At 41.1% G+C, this 14129-nt stretch carries 13 protein-coding genes, 1 tRNA gene and 1 pseudogene; 7 read left to right on the forward strand and 8 right to left on the reverse strand.

What is annotated here, in order from left to right; translation table 11 throughout:
- Window positions 1-54 precede the first annotated feature (54 nt).
- From MSSIT_RS14660 to MSSIT_RS14670, 3 genes are all read right to left on the reverse strand, one after another.
- Window positions 55-1053, reverse strand: coding sequence for a homoserine dehydrogenase (locus MSSIT_RS14660; protein WP_048173330.1), 999 nt, complete (start codon window positions 1051-1053; stop codon window positions 55-57).
- 23 nt (window positions 1054-1076) lie between these two features.
- Complete coding sequence (locus MSSIT_RS14665) at window positions 1077-1580, reverse strand: amino acid-binding protein (protein ID WP_048174887.1); 504 nt, start codon at window positions 1578-1580, stop codon at window positions 1077-1079.
- Between the two features lie 455 nt (window positions 1581-2035).
- A complete protein-coding gene (locus tag MSSIT_RS14670) occupies window positions 2036-3106 on the reverse strand; it encodes a helix-turn-helix transcriptional regulator (protein WP_231589852.1) in 1071 nt (356 codons plus the stop codon).
- Between the two features lie 263 nt (window positions 3107-3369).
- Between MSSIT_RS14670 and MSSIT_RS14675 the strand changes: the two genes are divergently transcribed.
- Together MSSIT_RS14675 and MSSIT_RS14680 are read left to right on the forward strand one after the other, a co-directional pair.
- Entirely contained in the window at window positions 3370-4434 is a 1065-nt protein-coding gene (locus MSSIT_RS14675) for a hypothetical protein (protein WP_052721667.1), read from the forward strand.
- Between the two features lie 112 nt (window positions 4435-4546).
- Entirely contained in the window at window positions 4547-4798 is a 252-nt protein-coding gene (locus tag MSSIT_RS14680) for a hypothetical protein (protein WP_048173333.1), read from the forward strand.
- A gap of 476 nt (window positions 4799-5274) precedes the next feature.
- On the opposite strand, the gene MSSIT_RS14685 is transcribed toward MSSIT_RS14680, so the two are convergent.
- The 5 genes and pseudogenes from MSSIT_RS14685 to MSSIT_RS25860 all read right to left on the reverse strand — a co-directional run.
- Complete coding sequence (locus tag MSSIT_RS14685; protein WP_197080283.1) at window positions 5275-6096, reverse strand: two-component system regulatory protein YycI; 822 nt, start codon at window positions 6094-6096, stop codon at window positions 5275-5277.
- The gene (locus tag MSSIT_RS14690) at window positions 6047-6715 is read right to left on the reverse strand and encodes a DUF6345 domain-containing protein (RefSeq protein ID WP_156158868.1); all 669 of its coding nucleotides are present in this window, start codon (window positions 6713-6715) and stop codon (window positions 6047-6049) included. Before MSSIT_RS14690 ends, MSSIT_RS14685 begins: the two co-directional genes overlap by 50 nt.
- Before the next feature lie 1465 nt (window positions 6716-8180).
- Window positions 8181-9173, reverse strand: coding sequence for a hypothetical protein (locus MSSIT_RS14700; RefSeq protein WP_048173340.1), 993 nt, complete (start codon window positions 9171-9173; stop codon window positions 8181-8183).
- A 344-nt stretch (window positions 9174-9517) separates the two neighbouring features.
- Window positions 9518-9643 carry a MerR family DNA-binding transcriptional regulator gene (locus MSSIT_RS25765; RefSeq protein ID WP_394296917.1) on the reverse strand — a complete coding sequence of 42 codons (126 nt, stop codon included), beginning with the start codon at window positions 9641-9643 and terminating at the stop codon, window positions 9518-9520.
- A gap of 57 nt (window positions 9644-9700) precedes the next feature.
- Window positions 9701-9817 (reverse strand): annotated as a pseudogene (locus MSSIT_RS25860) (ISH3 family transposase); the annotation flags it as partial.
- 256 nt (window positions 9818-10073) lie between these two features.
- On the opposite strand from MSSIT_RS25860, the gene MSSIT_RS14705 reads away from it, so the two are divergent.
- The 5 genes from MSSIT_RS14705 to MSSIT_RS14725 all read left to right on the forward strand — a co-directional run bounded on the left by MSSIT_RS14705 (window position 10074) and on the right by MSSIT_RS14725 (window position 14066).
- Complete coding sequence (locus MSSIT_RS14705) at window positions 10074-10973, forward strand: formylglycine-generating enzyme family protein (protein ID WP_148705722.1); 900 nt, start codon at window positions 10074-10076, stop codon at window positions 10971-10973.
- Between the two features lie 428 nt (window positions 10974-11401).
- Window positions 11402-12022 (forward strand): DUF106 domain-containing protein, encoded by a 621-nt coding sequence (locus MSSIT_RS14710; protein WP_011021131.1) that lies wholly within the window; start codon window positions 11402-11404, stop codon window positions 12020-12022.
- A complete protein-coding gene (gene cmk / locus MSSIT_RS14715) occupies window positions 12022-12564 on the forward strand; it encodes a (d)CMP kinase (RefSeq protein ID WP_048173342.1) in 543 nt (180 codons plus the stop codon). Before MSSIT_RS14710 ends, cmk begins: the two co-directional genes overlap by 1 nt.
- 290 nt (window positions 12565-12854) lie before the next feature.
- A complete protein-coding gene (locus tag MSSIT_RS14720) occupies window positions 12855-13871 on the forward strand; it encodes an RNA-guided pseudouridylation complex pseudouridine synthase subunit Cbf5 (RefSeq protein WP_048173344.1) in 1017 nt (338 codons plus the stop codon).
- A gap of 112 nt (window positions 13872-13983) precedes the next feature.
- Window positions 13984-14066, forward strand: a tRNA-Ser gene (locus MSSIT_RS14725).
- Window positions 14067-14129 lie beyond the last annotated feature (63 nt).

Below are 14129 nucleotides of genomic sequence, written 5' to 3' on the forward strand. Positions count from 1 at the left end.
TTTTCGTTTTATTTTTTCGGATTCTGGTCTCTGAACGCCGATATTTTCCAGTGATTACCGATTTCCGTAAATTGCAACAAGGTCGCTGAGAATCGCACTTGCGGTTTCGATCGGGCCTGCACCTCTTCCCGTAACCGTTATCTCACCGGCAAGCTCGGTGTCTATGGAAGCTACATTCAGGGTGCCTCCCACAGCAAGAGGGTGGTTAATAGGCACAAGCCTTGGAGCAACATGTATCCGTTCCCGGCTGACCTCTCCTATGAGTTTGATCACGTGCCCGCTTTCGTAAGCCATTTCCAGGGCTTCGGGTGCGATTTTTGTGATCCCGGTAACCTCAACGTCCTTATATGTCACATCAAGCCCGAAAATTGCATTGGCAAGAATTACCAGTTTGCAGGCGGTATCAATACCTTCGACATCGTATGTAGGATCGGTTTCGGCAATTCCGAGTTCCATGGACTCGGCAAGAATATCCTTATAACTTGCCCTTTCTTCAAGCATTCTGGTGAGGATATAGTTACATGTCCCATTAAGAATTCCCTTGATACTTCGGAGCCTGTTTCCGGCAAGGACTTCGTTTGCCAGGTTAATAACGGGCATGGAGCCTCCGACCGCAGCTTCGAACCTGAAATTTGACCCGGCTGCTTTTGCAACTTCCATAAGTTCCCTGTACTTCAGGGTAAGCGGCCCTTTATTTGAGGTAATAATATCCTTGCCTGTCTCGAAGGCTGCAAGCATGTTCTGAAGCCCTGCGCCTCCTGTAACAATATTTGTAGGAGTGGTTTCTATTACCAGCTCATGGGGTACTGTCCTTATGATCTCGACTCCTGTGAGCTTTTCTATAGCAACCGTGCCCTTTGTTCTCTTGCGGGCAAGGCAGTCGGCCAGATCCACTCCTGCAGGATTAACAGTAGCTCCTTTCGAATCCACGACTGCAATAACGAGAACTTCCAGCCCGATACTTTTCAGATACCCCTTTTTCATAAGGAGTACCTCGGCCACACCCTGTCCAATTGCCCCAAATCCGAGAATAGAGCAGTGCACTGTTTTCATGTTTTCAAATCCCCTTATTTTTTTCAGGCCTGGATGTCTATTGGAAGTACCATAAGCAGGTCTTTTCTTGTCGAGACCTTTTTAAGGATGTCAAGCGCCTTTTGCAGGTCCTCTTTTCCCACAGCGTCGATTCTGATCAGGGCTGAGGAAAGCAGGTCAATACCCGGCATGGACAGCGAGAGGTCAACAACCTCCGCAAACCCGGTCTTGTCAATCTCATCGATCGTATCCTGGATTCCTGTATGGACTACGTGCCCTATAAGGACTACATTTATACTCTCTCTGAAACGGTGTTCTCCAACCTTTACAACTCTTATCCCGTTTTCCTCAAGCTTTGCTTTGATTGCTTCTATGCTCTCAGGATTTATCTCAAGTACAAGCTGTACAGGTACTGTTTTTCTGGGGGTCCGCTTCTGGTGGTGGTGTAAAACAGTTATCAGGTTAGCTTTGAATTCCGAAAGAGGCTGGAGGGCTAAAAGCATCTGCCCGGGCACATCTTTTAATTCAATGTCCATGGAAACTCGCATACTGTCCCTCATGCAATTTGAATCCGATTTGAAGTATATGTAAGATCTGAAGTCCAAGTGAGATGTATCAATTTAATAACTACCATATGATTTTATAAATATCAATTAATTTAATAAATATCAATTAATTGAATAAATATCAATTAATTTAATAAATATCAAATAATTTATCGGTTGAATAAATGCCAAATTAATATCCAGCAGTTTTATTCGGTCAGCTTCTGCGAAGGTTAATCAGCATATTTATAATAATGCCGGCATATGACTCTATATCAGCGTATGAAACCGGCTATTATAAAATGGGATCGAGAGATCTCATGTACCGAATATTTCTAATTTTTATTAATCTTTCCTGCTGCTTAGTAGATGAATTCAGTTAAATAGTTTGCTATTTACGGTATTTGCGATTTACGTTTTTTCAAAAGATGTAAAGTAACGTCTTATTTTGTTATAAGTTATTGTGAAGTTCCGTTTTCCCCTGATTCCTTCCTGCTCTGGATTCCCGCCTGCTTGACAATCTCTCCATCCGGAATCCGGATAATATTCCCTCTACCTCTTTTGAACTTTTCAATCAATCCGCGTTCTTCAAGATCCGAAAGCATAAGGCTAACTTTTGACTCCGAATACGGAGACTTTTTGCGGAGTTCTCTCTGAGTGATTCTATTTCCATTATCCCGGATCAGGTCCATAATCCCTTTAAGGTCGTCCGGGAGGTTTATCTCAGGGCTTTCAGAGTTTTCGGAGCCCGGTGAATCAAGGCCCTCTTCAAATGAGTGGACGGACTGGGAAATACCAGGTACTTTTGAGACTTCCGGCAGCTTTACATTTTGCTGCACAGGAAGTTCTGTCTCAGATATGTCCCCTGACTGTGTTTCCAAGTTATGAGCTTCAGAAGGCTCAGAGTTTATCCCAGAGGCCTCAATACCGACTTTATCGGGGTTTGAATCTCCTACTGTTTCAGCGGGTACTGTGAACTTTTCAGATCCTGATGTATCTCGTTCTGATGTTTCCGATTCTGATGAAACATGTAATATTCCTGCTTTCTCCGGGAAACCTGCGGTCTTTTCTGGAGGGGTACTTTTTCTCCTGATTAAGAAATAACCCGCGATCAGCAGGATACAGAGTGCGAGTAATACAAGAGCTAAAACCGCATTCTGTGAGTTTGCCTGGGGTTGGGGCTCTGCTTCCCCAAAATCCAGGTCAACATTTTCCAGGTTCTCCTGGTCAAGTAGATCTTCCGGGTAGGTGGGGAAGAGTAAAAGGTCATGAACGTATTCCCCATCATCATCGGAAACTATAACTTCTTTTTCAGCCGTATAAACGACAATATTCTCTTCAAAATAATTGGCAGTTATCAGGTAGGTTCCCGGAGTAAGGTTAAAAGAGTATTCGGCATTCGTTGCAACAAAGTTCTGCTCCGGGGTAGAATTGATTTCAAGTACTGTATTTTCGAGAGGTTTGAAGCTGTACCACTCATATACGGTCCCGTGAATCGTCGCCGCAAGTGCGTTTCCCTGAACACACATTAGGAATAATAATACACAGGCAATCTTGCAGAGCTTTCTAAAATTCACGAAGCTTTAAATGGTTTTTTAGCATAAATCTTTTACTTTTCCTTGCCATGCGTTCAGAAATGCCGAAGGCAAATTAAAGTTTTATCAAGAATATAAAGCCCCTATCAAGCTTGGAAGTTTATATCTTGCCATTAATCAGTCTTATTCCAAAAAGTATACTTATATGTGCTTATCCTATTAACACAGTATCTTAACTTGCGAAAGGAGGCAGTCAGATGAAAAAATCAAGAATTGTTCGATATCTGGCTTATGTTACATTTATATTAATATTGTTCTGTATACTGCCTGGAGGATCACTTGCTGCCAAAAACTCATCAGAGCATGGAAATGGAGTCCAGTATGACAGTGAGAGTATTACGGGTTCAGAAAATAGTGAAAAAGACAGCATAGAGGCTGCCAACGGTACTGACAGCTCCTATTCTGAAAAGGTCCAGGACAAGGACAAAGTCAAAACAGAGACTCAAGACACGATTTCTGCATATAAGCTTGAAAGAGACCGGATACAGGAAGAGCTTCAGCTACAGAAGGAGGAATATCGGGGGGCAAAAGAGGATTTTCTTGAGGTGAGAAATCAAATCCAAAAAGGAAAGCTTGATTCCGATTCCGAAGAGGCGTTAAATGCCACGAGACTCTACCTTCACGCGAGTATTAATTATATGATTCTCTACCTGGAAAACGTTAAAACAAATATTCAGTACTCAAATGGCAATGGAACAGAAGAAAGAATCGTTGCCATAGATGAGAACATCAGGTTGCTTAAGGCTGAACAGGCAGGAGTTGCAAATGCTTCCAACCAGCAAGAATTTGTAGTTACGGTCCAGTCCGTTCGTGGAGTATGGAATAATTCGCGGAAAGCCAGCCTGACCGGTGCAGGACAGACCGTTAGTGAGAGGATAGGGGGATTCCTTGACAAATCCGATGATCTTTCTAGAAAACTTGAGACTACTATTGAAAGCCTGAATACAACCGAGGTTAATACAGGTGAACTTGAGACAAGGCTTACCAGTTATAAATTATATCTGAAAGCTGCCCGGGAGAAAAAAGAAGCTGCAGATGTTATTTATGAAGATGAAAACGCTACCCTGGAAAAACTTGGAGTGGCAAACAACTATATGCGCGAATCTCTTAATAATGTCAACAAGGCAAATCAGATACTCAGAGTAATTTTCGACGACCTTAAGGGGTATAATCTTGAAGAAGTTAATGGAACTGGAGTCGAAAATAGCAATGAAACCGAACTTAATAATACTATAAGTATAAACAATACTGATAATAATTAATCCGTATGAATGGAACTCCTGTAAACAAGACAAAAAGGAGTGACAAACAGTAACTCAGGGAACGGGACCTAGAACTTCTCTGAGGATTGATTGGGAATTAAGGAGGCAGAAAATGGTTAAATTCGCTCACCTGCTCGTACTTTCAGTTTTAATTATATGGATTGCAGGGTCCGGTTGCGTCGGAAATGATTCCTCTGATGTGGAAGATGGAGGAGTTACTCAAAATGTTGCCGAGGCAGAGAACGCAGATGATCCGGGACTTACGCCGGCTGAAATCCAGGAAATTGACACTGATATGGCCGAACTCGAGAGCCTGCTCTCAAATGCAAGCCTTCAGGAAGAAATAGAACTCGAAGAACTGTGAGCCCGAGTAAACACTGAAAGCACGGAAGGTCTGGTTCTCATTGCCTTTACCCGTGTTTTCCGTGGTCCAACTTTAATTTTAGATCGGTGGAGAATGCTGACCCTACCAATTTATCTTCTTCTGTTATGAAGTTTATATTTTGTGAAGTTTTGATTTTACCATGAAATGCCTATTTTGTGAAGTGCTGATTTTTTGGTGCTCCCCCATTAAGCAGTTGATATTTTAAAAGGCTTATAATTCAACAACTCTGTTAAAGTCCATTTTTTCTGAGTTATTCCACATTCTTGTGAGGGAGCATCTTACCCAAAAGACCATTTTCGTTTTCTTTTGTTAAGCCATCATGCTCTCTGCAATCCTTAAAATGAGTGCAATAAACCTTTATTTGGCAATATACCTCCTCAATATTTGTTATTTCTGGAAACAAGTTCTCATCTGAGCTTTTCCGGGTTTAACAAGATAAAGGCCAACGATTCTTATTAGGAGCTTGCATTCACATACCTTGTTATGTCATCTCCTTCCTCATCCGTTCCTCTGAAAATCCAGACCGGCTTATAGAAATCCTGCTTCTCTCCCGGTGTATCCGAATAGTAGCCAATCTCTATTTCGTTGATTTCCACAGGCTTATGGCCGCTTTTTACGGGTTGAACCGAATCTCCTTGATTAAGTTTTTCGATTGCAGAGTTTACATCAAGAATTGATACTTCTCCAACGTTTTGAACTTCTCTCCAAGTTTTAAAGAAATAAACAATCTCCTCTTTTTCCCCTATGCACACTTCCATTGAGTCCCCGGGTCCGACAACTGGATACCCATCAAGTATCCTATTATATGAGACCCTCAAGAATGCCGGGGTTTCTTTTTCAACAGAACCGCTATCTTCATTCGATGTTTTGATAGTAAACGTCTCCACATTACTCATGTAAACACCTTCTGGCAGGCTGTTGCGTTCTTCAAGAAACTTATTTGCGATTTCGACAGCTTCCTCTTCGGAAGGAAGTAATTTTCTGGGTGCAATGACCTTATCCACGTTTTCGCGGATCTTCTCTTCCTTGATTACTTTATAATACGGAAGAGTCTTTCCTACATCAGGAACTGAAGCATTGATTGTAATTTCATTATTCAATCCAGAACTCTTAATTTTTCCTGTATCAAGTAAGTATTCGTTACTTTCATCAGGTTCTGTTACAAAAGATATAACACAGACTCCTAAAACAAGCATCAGAAACGTTAATGGAACTATTTTATTCAAATTAACACTCCCAGGAATTATATGCATACAAAGAATCATCTGGACTTTCATCCGGTTCCACGGTGCCCTGACCATTTAAGTGGTCATAAGCAAACTGGTCGTCAGTGTCTGCTACTATTACAGCTGTCACACTTGTATCAAATGTTTCCACTGTAGCAAACAACCATGCATCACAGATTTCATCATTTTCGTTTATAGTTTCATCAAAAAAACTGTCGACTAGAGCTGTAGAAACCGGTACTTCGGTACTGAAACCTAATATCCCGTGCGAGTACTTCAGAGCTTTTGCCCACTCACTATGGTCTTTTAAAACTTTACAACTGGCTATTAGAACCCATTCATTATCTTGATCCCATTTTTTTTCAACTTCTGAAGCTTGTACATCTCCCGTACTACTGTATGAAACCCAGTTGTATAGGCAGATTTCAGATGTATACCCTATTTCGTCAGTCCCGTGTCCCGTATGGTAATGAAAATCAGCGCTATCCAAACCAGTATATCCACTATTACTTGATCCAAAGTCCGTTTCCTCTACATCAGTCTCAGTTTCATAGAAATCCTGAGACCAACCGGCAACAGTGCCTAACCAATAGTTAACTCGTGCACATTCCGGCTCTAAATTTAAATCAGGACAATTGGTATAATCGTTTATCCTTGTCATTGTTGTCATCGAATAGGAATATGCATTTCATAAATTCTTTGAAAAAATACACAAATATTAATATATATTAAGTAACACTAATAGTTAATTATTTCTTATAAATAACGTAATATTATAAAAAAATAACATATAATATCATATTAAAATTAATTAAATTTAATATTTACTATCTAAATATGTGCCTATTATCTGTGAAGTAATACATTAGTTAGTAACAGATTATCAAGAAGAAGATTTTGTTAAACGGAATTTTTTACCTCATATGTTAATATTCCATCTGACAATTCTTATAATCCTCACTGGATTCGTTTTTTTCCCTTTGCATAACTCGGGGCACCCATATGAAAATTTTTAATAATATTAATTATTTTGGAAATCTCAGGCCTGCTAAGCTACTTGAGCAGATAAAAGGATTTCTGAAAGTTTTTAAGAGTTTACATTCTTCTAAATTTTCTAAAATTTCCAGATTGTATCCTCATATCTGGGCATGGATTCTAACAGTTTTTGAAGTTTTACTTTTGTACTTTTTTGTAATATGGGTATTCAATTCGTTTTTTCCACAATCGCCTATCCTCATAACTATGGTTTTTAATAGAATCTTTTTTTTGTTTTGTTACGTCACTTCGATGTTCTATTTTTACTGGTTTCCGAAAAGAAGTAGTCTAAGGACTATATGGATCTGTCTATTGGTATGGATTGTTACTCTACTTAGTATACCACTTACCTTTTTGGCATGGTTTCGATCTCCCCTGAAAGGATTGGTTTTGGGACTTTATTTAACCATGCTGATAGTGTTTGTTTATTGGATATTCAAACAATATAATTCAAAATTGAGTTCCCTATGTAGTCAAACCAGGTTTCTTAAATCTATAAAAAGAAAAATATATTCCTTAAATGAGAACAAGAGAGAAAACAACCTTGTCAGAAAAAAACTCATCATGAGTTTAAAACTATCTTTATTTTATTCAACATTTGCAATATTTATCCTGACTTCTATGGTGTATTGGAACTTTGTAACAAATTCCTATCTTTTTGGTTCCGATGTTCTCCCAATTAATAAGATGATATCTCTAATTATAGCAGTTGAAAAATTGGTCTTTAATATGGGTTTGATCAGTTTTCTGACCTCAATTTACATTACATTATGTATATCCCTAACTTTTCACTTTATGCTAGAAAAATTAGAAACTTCTTAAATATATGTGTTATAAAGGGTCTCAAATTAGCTCTGAAAATCGATGTTCTAATTTCAGTAGTTTGCTAAAATTCCTCCCACTACCTACTCCCTTTTCAGTTATCTCAGACACTCAACTACTGTCCTAATGCATAACTTTCGTCTCATCCGTTCCTCATCCCGTATGATGATTCAATAGCAAATCTTCTTCTATAAACCGTACTAACCTTTCTTTGAGACCACTTTACTCCAAAGACAACAAAACCAGGGTTCTCACGGCCCTTTTACAAATTCCCTTCTTTACCTTTCCGGTTGATATTCATCAATAGTACTCCTCTCAATTAATGACTGTTTATCCTTATCTAATTCTTCCATTTCTCTTTTTACATTCTTACGCCATTCATATACGGTACAATAAATACTTTCTACTTGGCCATGAAGGTTTTGGGATCTATTTTGGGCCTCATTTATCCTTGATTGAACAATCAAGTCTACTACTAATCCATCAAAGGCATAGTCGGCAAATGTAGCTAATCCTCCAATATTTATCTCAACTTCATCAGGATCAATTTTTTTTATATCCCCAAGTTCTCTCTGCAGGCTGTTTAGATTTTTCTGTACAGCAGCAATCTGCTCCCTTGCATCCCCTATCCTGGAGTGTTTGATAGCAGTTGTTATTAAACCGCCGCCAAGTATGTCCACTTTCCCCCAATTATCGGCGCTCTTAAGGGTTTCCATCAGTTGATTCAAAGAGGTGATAGCATTTTGCGCAGCATGTTCAGCCTCCATTAATTCTTTTTCTTCGGCTGCCAGCCTGCCCTTTTCTTCAGCAATATATAGCAGTTTCTGTGAGGTTTTCCCCGGCTGTCCTTTTAACACTTCTTCTTTCTCTTGCAGCAACTGTCCGTATTCACTTTCTATATCATAGAACGATTTCTTTCTTTGCCCCAATAGCGAATTTATTTCCTTTTCCAGTTCTTTAATAACTTTTTCAGAAGCTTCACATTTTAATTGTGCTGCCCAATACTCCTGGCGCTCTTTTTTTATTTTCTTGTCTTTAGTTCCTTTAATTTCAGCTATAATCCGAGTAATACTGAGCTTCTCCAGATTTTCTACATCATTTTTTTCTTTCGTCAGTTCTTTTGTCAGTTTTTTGCTATCCGTTTGAGCTGTTTTAAGTTGCCGTCTCGCAACCGCAAGTTTACTCTCCAGCTTTTGAGCAACTTCCATTTCATGCCGGGTTAAACGCAGGCGCTTTTCTAAATCTTTGCGCGAAACTAAATATTCATCCATCCTTTAATTCCTCATAACTTGAATAAAATGACAATATATTTGCTGAAAATCCCCCTTGAAACAAGTCACAAACAAAATATGAAAAAATGGGGGTTATCCTGTTAACTCTATTATATATTATTGTTAATATTTGTCAATACATTTACATCTTTTATACTTTATATTACCTCATACCCATTCACAGGCTGTCGCCAAAATCCTTTCTAAACTTTGCTGCCAGTTTGGTTTGCCAATCCGGATCTGTCACGAGTTTACCAAAGAAGAAACGTAAAATTTTCGGTTCATCCGTTTTAGCATTCTACTTGCATTCATAACAGGTTTGAATTTCCGGTACTGGGGGCGAGTCATTGATCAAATCTGAATGCTGGGGTACGCTCTACAAACGGCATCAGTCCCTCTTTGTCGTAGTATCGCAAGGTATATATTGTGAGATTCAACGTCTTAGCAACTTCACCAATAGAATAAGTTATAACTTTTTACTTCAGTCGAATACCCCTCTGGCTTGCTGCGGGGTGCGCCAGCGCAACTTTTATTAGTTCTTGAAGGAGAATCTTTTCATTCGATTTGATCAGTTCATCCATGTTTAGTTTATTAAGGTGGTATCGCAGGGATGTTTCACAAAAAACATCCTGATACTGTGTTGAGTCTGTATAAAAATCAATTCCGAATTTAAAACGAAAATTTCATTATATATGCAGGTGAAACTAACTTTTATCCCTAGTCTAAAACTGAATCAGATTGTAAGCTGAGATATATGAAAGTCGGACTCTCAAATTGAATATGAGTGTGAAACCGATTCGTAATCCGGCAAAGCTACCTCCCCGACCGAGGCTTCCGAAGCCGCCAGGACTGAGTACTGAGCCCGCTAACCTGGACTGAAATTCGGATTTTAATGGTGTTATGATGGTTGAAAGAGCGAATAAAACAGTATTCATTACTGTGATAGTTATGCTTCTCTTTTCTGGGGTGCCGGGTTGTACCGAATTGGGAAAATCAGCAGATGACTCTGACAACGCAAGTTCAATCGGGCCGGAACCTAACTACACAAATTCGATAGGTATGGAGTTCGTGAAGATTTCCTCAGGGGAATTCATGATGGGGCCTATCTATAATACGGGATACGTCAGGACGCCTTCAGGTGAAATTATAACTGAAGAATATATCGATGAAGATTTGGCAAAGAAAGTTGAGATTAAAAAACCGTTCTATCTGGGTAAATTTGAAGTTACCCAGGGACAGTGGCGTGAAGTGATGGGCAGCAATCCTTCATATTTTGAAGGGGATGATCTTCCAGTCGAACGGGTATCCTGGGATGAGGTTCAGGAGTTTATCGAAAAACTCAATGAAATAGAAGGTACCGATAAATATCGTCTGCCATCTGAAGCTGAATGGGAGTATGCCTGCAAGGCCGGGACAACAACCAGATACTCTTTTGGAGACGATGAAGCAAAATTTGGGGATTATGCGTGGTATGTGCCAAATTCCGATTGTAAAACTCATCCTGTAGGGCAAAAGGAGCCAAATCCCTGGGGTCTTTATGACATGCATGGAAATGTCATGGAATGGGTTAATGAAAGTGACACGCATGGGAGTGTTATGGAATGGATTAATGAGAATATTCTGGAACGGGATAAAGACGGGGGGGATGAAAGTAGTGTTTTCCGTAGGATTCGAGGAGGCTGCTTTCAAGATGGAGGTGGCCTTAATGTTTATAGAATTCAAAACTGTGGGTATGCTTGCAAAGGCTACTCCGATCTCCACCGCAACGATCTTGGTTTTCGAGTCCTGAGGGAAATTTAAACATCTTCCACTTTATCTGCTTAGAGAAGCTAAAAGGTGAAAAATTTATAATGAATCCGTTGCAGCAATAACTTTTATGTCAGGAGAGGCAGATAATTGCGCAGGATCCGCATTTTTGAAGGTCCGGGACTTGAAGTTATCGAGCATTGAAAATGGCTTTTCTCCTTAACATTTCTTTGTGTTTCCAGATTGAAAACCCCACTACCAAATTTTGAGTAAATAGTATAACTTATATATACATCGAAACTTATTAACCTGAAAACCCTGCGTAAACAATTTAAATAGGGCTCTCCTTAGAGCTTGTTTATTTGTGCGCTATGTTTTATCAGGTTTCATTTTCTTGGATTCGTTCTTAATTTGAAGGAATCGTAAAATCATAATTAAAATTTCAGAATTAACATTCATTGAACCTTTATGGTGAGAACAACTTGGTTTCGGAGACATTAAAAAAGCAAATTGACCGGTTCCTGCTGGCCTTTGGTTTTTCTCTCATGTTCGGGATAATGATCCTTGGACAGGAATTCAGGCAGTCGATGGGAGAAGCAGTAGGGGTGATAATGGATCCCGTACTTTCTCTGGTCGGACAGGAAAATTTCCATCTAATCCTTTTAGTAATGGCGATTATCACTGCCCTCTATGCATCCCTTATACAGAAATACACTATCGACTGGGAACTCATGCGAAATACCCAGGAACGCATGAAGGTCTTTCAGAAGGAGTTTAGGGAGGCACAGCTTTCCCAGAACACCTATATGCTGAAAAAGCTTGAAGACCAGCGCAAGGAGATGATGGAAGACCAGATGAAGATGTCAAAGCAGCAGTTCAAGCCAATGGCTTACATCAGTATTATCTCCCTGCCTCTCTTCATGTGGGCTTACTATTTCATAAGCGGGCACGGGAATGCCACCATGGTATTTCCTTTCTGGGGCGAACAGCTGCTTACGACTCCGGTTTTTGGTCCCTTCCAGCACTGGATCTACTGGTACTTCATCTCCTCTCTCGGGGTCAGCCAGCTTATCAGGAAGGGCCTTAATATCGGTGGGGTCTGATGCAGATCACCGTGAGCGGGCTTCCCGGAAGCGGGACAACAACCCTCTCAAGGCTCCTGTCCGAGTACTATGAGCTAGAGCTGGTTTCTTCCGGAGAGATCTTCAGGAGGATGGCAAAGGAGAGAGGGATGAACCTGGGAGATTTCGGAGCTATGGCTGAAAAAGACCCTTCCATAGACCTCGATATAGATAAAAACCAGAAATCCATCATCCACACCCAGGACAATCTCATTCTCGAAAGCCGGCTTGCAGGTCATATGGCTGAGGGAGTGCCAAATGTGCTCAAAATCTGGATAAAAGCCCCTCTGCTGACAAGGGTTAAACGTATTCAGAGGCGTGAGAAAACCATTTCCTTTGATGAAGAACTGGCAAAAACGGTTGAGAGGGAAAAGTCCGAAGCCCTTCGCTATAAGAACTATTACGGGATTGACATCACAGACCTGTCAATCTACGATATAGTTATCGATTCTGAAAAATGGAACCAGTACCAGACTCTTGATATCCTCAGGGTTGCTATTGACGCTCTTGTCGGGCCGGAGTGATTTTTCCCGACCTGATTATTTCCGGGATATTTTTCGGGAAATTTTCTCGGGAAATTTTCTCGGACGTTTTTAAGCAGGCGCAGAGTTTTATCTGCGAACCCCGATATTATGGGTATCTATACTGAAAATTCAACCGAATATCCTGCGGAATAGATCAACCGGATATTCATGCTGAATATCTAACTGGATATCCTGCTGAGTATCTGAACTGAATATCTGTTTGTCTGCTGTAAGTCTGCTCGATATATGTTACCGAACCCATAACCATAACCCAGGAGTTTTGAAACACCATGTCATCCGCCGGCAAACTGCCAGCAGAAATTGAAAGAACCCTCGTCCGGAAGTCCGGCGCCTGGACAAATCCGGCCTACGGCTGTACTCCGGAAAAGCGCCCCATCCTTGAATATATCGAAAAAGGGGTGGTGAATATTGACAAGCCCAGCGGGCCAACAAGCCACGAGGTTGCAGCCTGGGTAAAAGCCATCCTTGGCGTTAATACTGCAGGGCATGCAGGCTCTCTTGACCCGAAGGTTACGGGGCTTTTGCCTACCCTGCTCGGGAAAGCCACAAAAGCCGTACCTGCCCTGCGCCTATCCGGAAAAGAGTATGTCTGTCACCTGAAGCTTCACAGGGCCATGCCTCCGAAGCTGGTCCGCAAGGTCTGCGAGGAATTTACAGGGCCTATTTACCAGATGCCTCCGATCAAGTCTGCTGTTAAAAGGGTCATAAGGGTAAGGACAATCTATTATATCGAGGTGCTTGAAATCGAGGGTACGTCCGTACTCTTCCGAGTTGGATGTGAGGCAGGGACCTATATAAGGAAACTCTGCCACGATATCGGGCTTGCTCTGGGCTGTGGTGGGCACATGCAGGCCCTACGCAGGACCAAAGCAGGACCTTTTACGGAAAAAACCCTTGTCACCCTCCATGAACTGAAAGATGCCTATGTTTTCTGGGAGGAAGATGGGGATGAATCCGAACTGAGAAGGGTTATCCGGCCAATGGAATCTGCCGTATCCCACCTCCCAAAAATTATCCTTCGGGACAGTGCAGTGGATGCGGTCTGTTCAGGCGCTTCCCTGGCAGTTCCTGGCGTTGCGAGCCTGGACTCCGGTCTGGATAAAGGAGAGCTTGCAGCGCTCTTCACCTTAAAAGGAGAACTTGTTGCGCTTGCAAAGGCTAAAATGACTACGGAAGAGATCCTCAAAGCGTCTTCAGGGCTTGCAGCTTCTCCTGTTCGCGTACTAATGGAGGCTGGAACTTACCCGAGGGGCTGGACTAAAAAAGAGGAGAGTGTCCGGCTCTAACTTTTATAATTCCTTTTCCTGCTCCCTTAATTTCTTTCTTCTTTATTCACTCCCAGAATAAGATTTATATATGACTATTCCGTTATGGTATAAGTCGTGCCATAAGCTCTGTGCCGAGGTAGTCTAGCGGTAGGGCGCAAGCCTGGAAAGCTTGTGGGGCTTAGCCCCTCGGGAGTTCAAATCTCCCCCTCGGCGTCATGTTTTCAAGTCTTTTCTAAATTAAGTTTGAATCTGCAGATATCTTCGGTTTTGTTGCGA

This window comes from Methanosarcina siciliae T4/M, from assembly GCF_000970085.1.
GTDB lineage: Archaea > Halobacteriota > Methanosarcinia > Methanosarcinales > Methanosarcinaceae > Methanosarcina > Methanosarcina siciliae.

Bases quoted from the DNA above. Each gene is read 5' to 3' on its own strand.
- MSSIT_RS14720 (WP_048173344.1), top strand. From the start codon at position 12,855: ATGTCATCCGCCGGCAAACTGCCAGCAGAAATTGAAAGAACCCTCGTC.
- MSSIT_RS14660 (WP_048173330.1), bottom strand. From the start codon at position 1,053: ATGAAAACAGTGCACTGCTCTATTCTCGGATTTGGGGCAATTGGACAG.
- MSSIT_RS14675 (WP_052721667.1), top strand. From the start codon at position 3,370: ATGAAAAAATCAAGAATTGTTCGATATCTGGCTTATGTTACATTTATA.
- MSSIT_RS14700 (WP_048173340.1), bottom strand. From the start codon at position 9,173: ATGGATGAATATTTAGTTTCGCGCAAAGATTTAGAAAAGCGCCTGCGT.
- MSSIT_RS14665 (WP_048174887.1), bottom strand. From the start codon at position 1,580: ATGCGAGTTTCCATGGACATTGAATTAAAAGATGTGCCCGGGCAGATG.
- MSSIT_RS14680 (WP_048173333.1), top strand. From the start codon at position 4,547: ATGGTTAAATTCGCTCACCTGCTCGTACTTTCAGTTTTAATTATATGG.
- cmk (WP_048173342.1), top strand. From the start codon at position 12,022: ATGCAGATCACCGTGAGCGGGCTTCCCGGAAGCGGGACAACAACCCTC.
- MSSIT_RS14705 (WP_148705722.1), top strand. From the start codon at position 10,074: ATGATGGTTGAAAGAGCGAATAAAACAGTATTCATTACTGTGATAGTT.
- MSSIT_RS14670 (WP_231589852.1), bottom strand. From the start codon at position 3,106: ATGTGTGTTCAGGGAAACGCACTTGCGGCGACGATTCACGGGACCGTA.
- MSSIT_RS14690 (WP_156158868.1), bottom strand. From the start codon at position 6,715: ATGACAACAATGACAAGGATAAACGATTATACCAATTGTCCTGATTTA.
- MSSIT_RS14685 (WP_197080283.1), bottom strand. From the start codon at position 6,096: ATGAAAGTCCAGATGATTCTTTGTATGCATATAATTCCTGGGAGTGTT.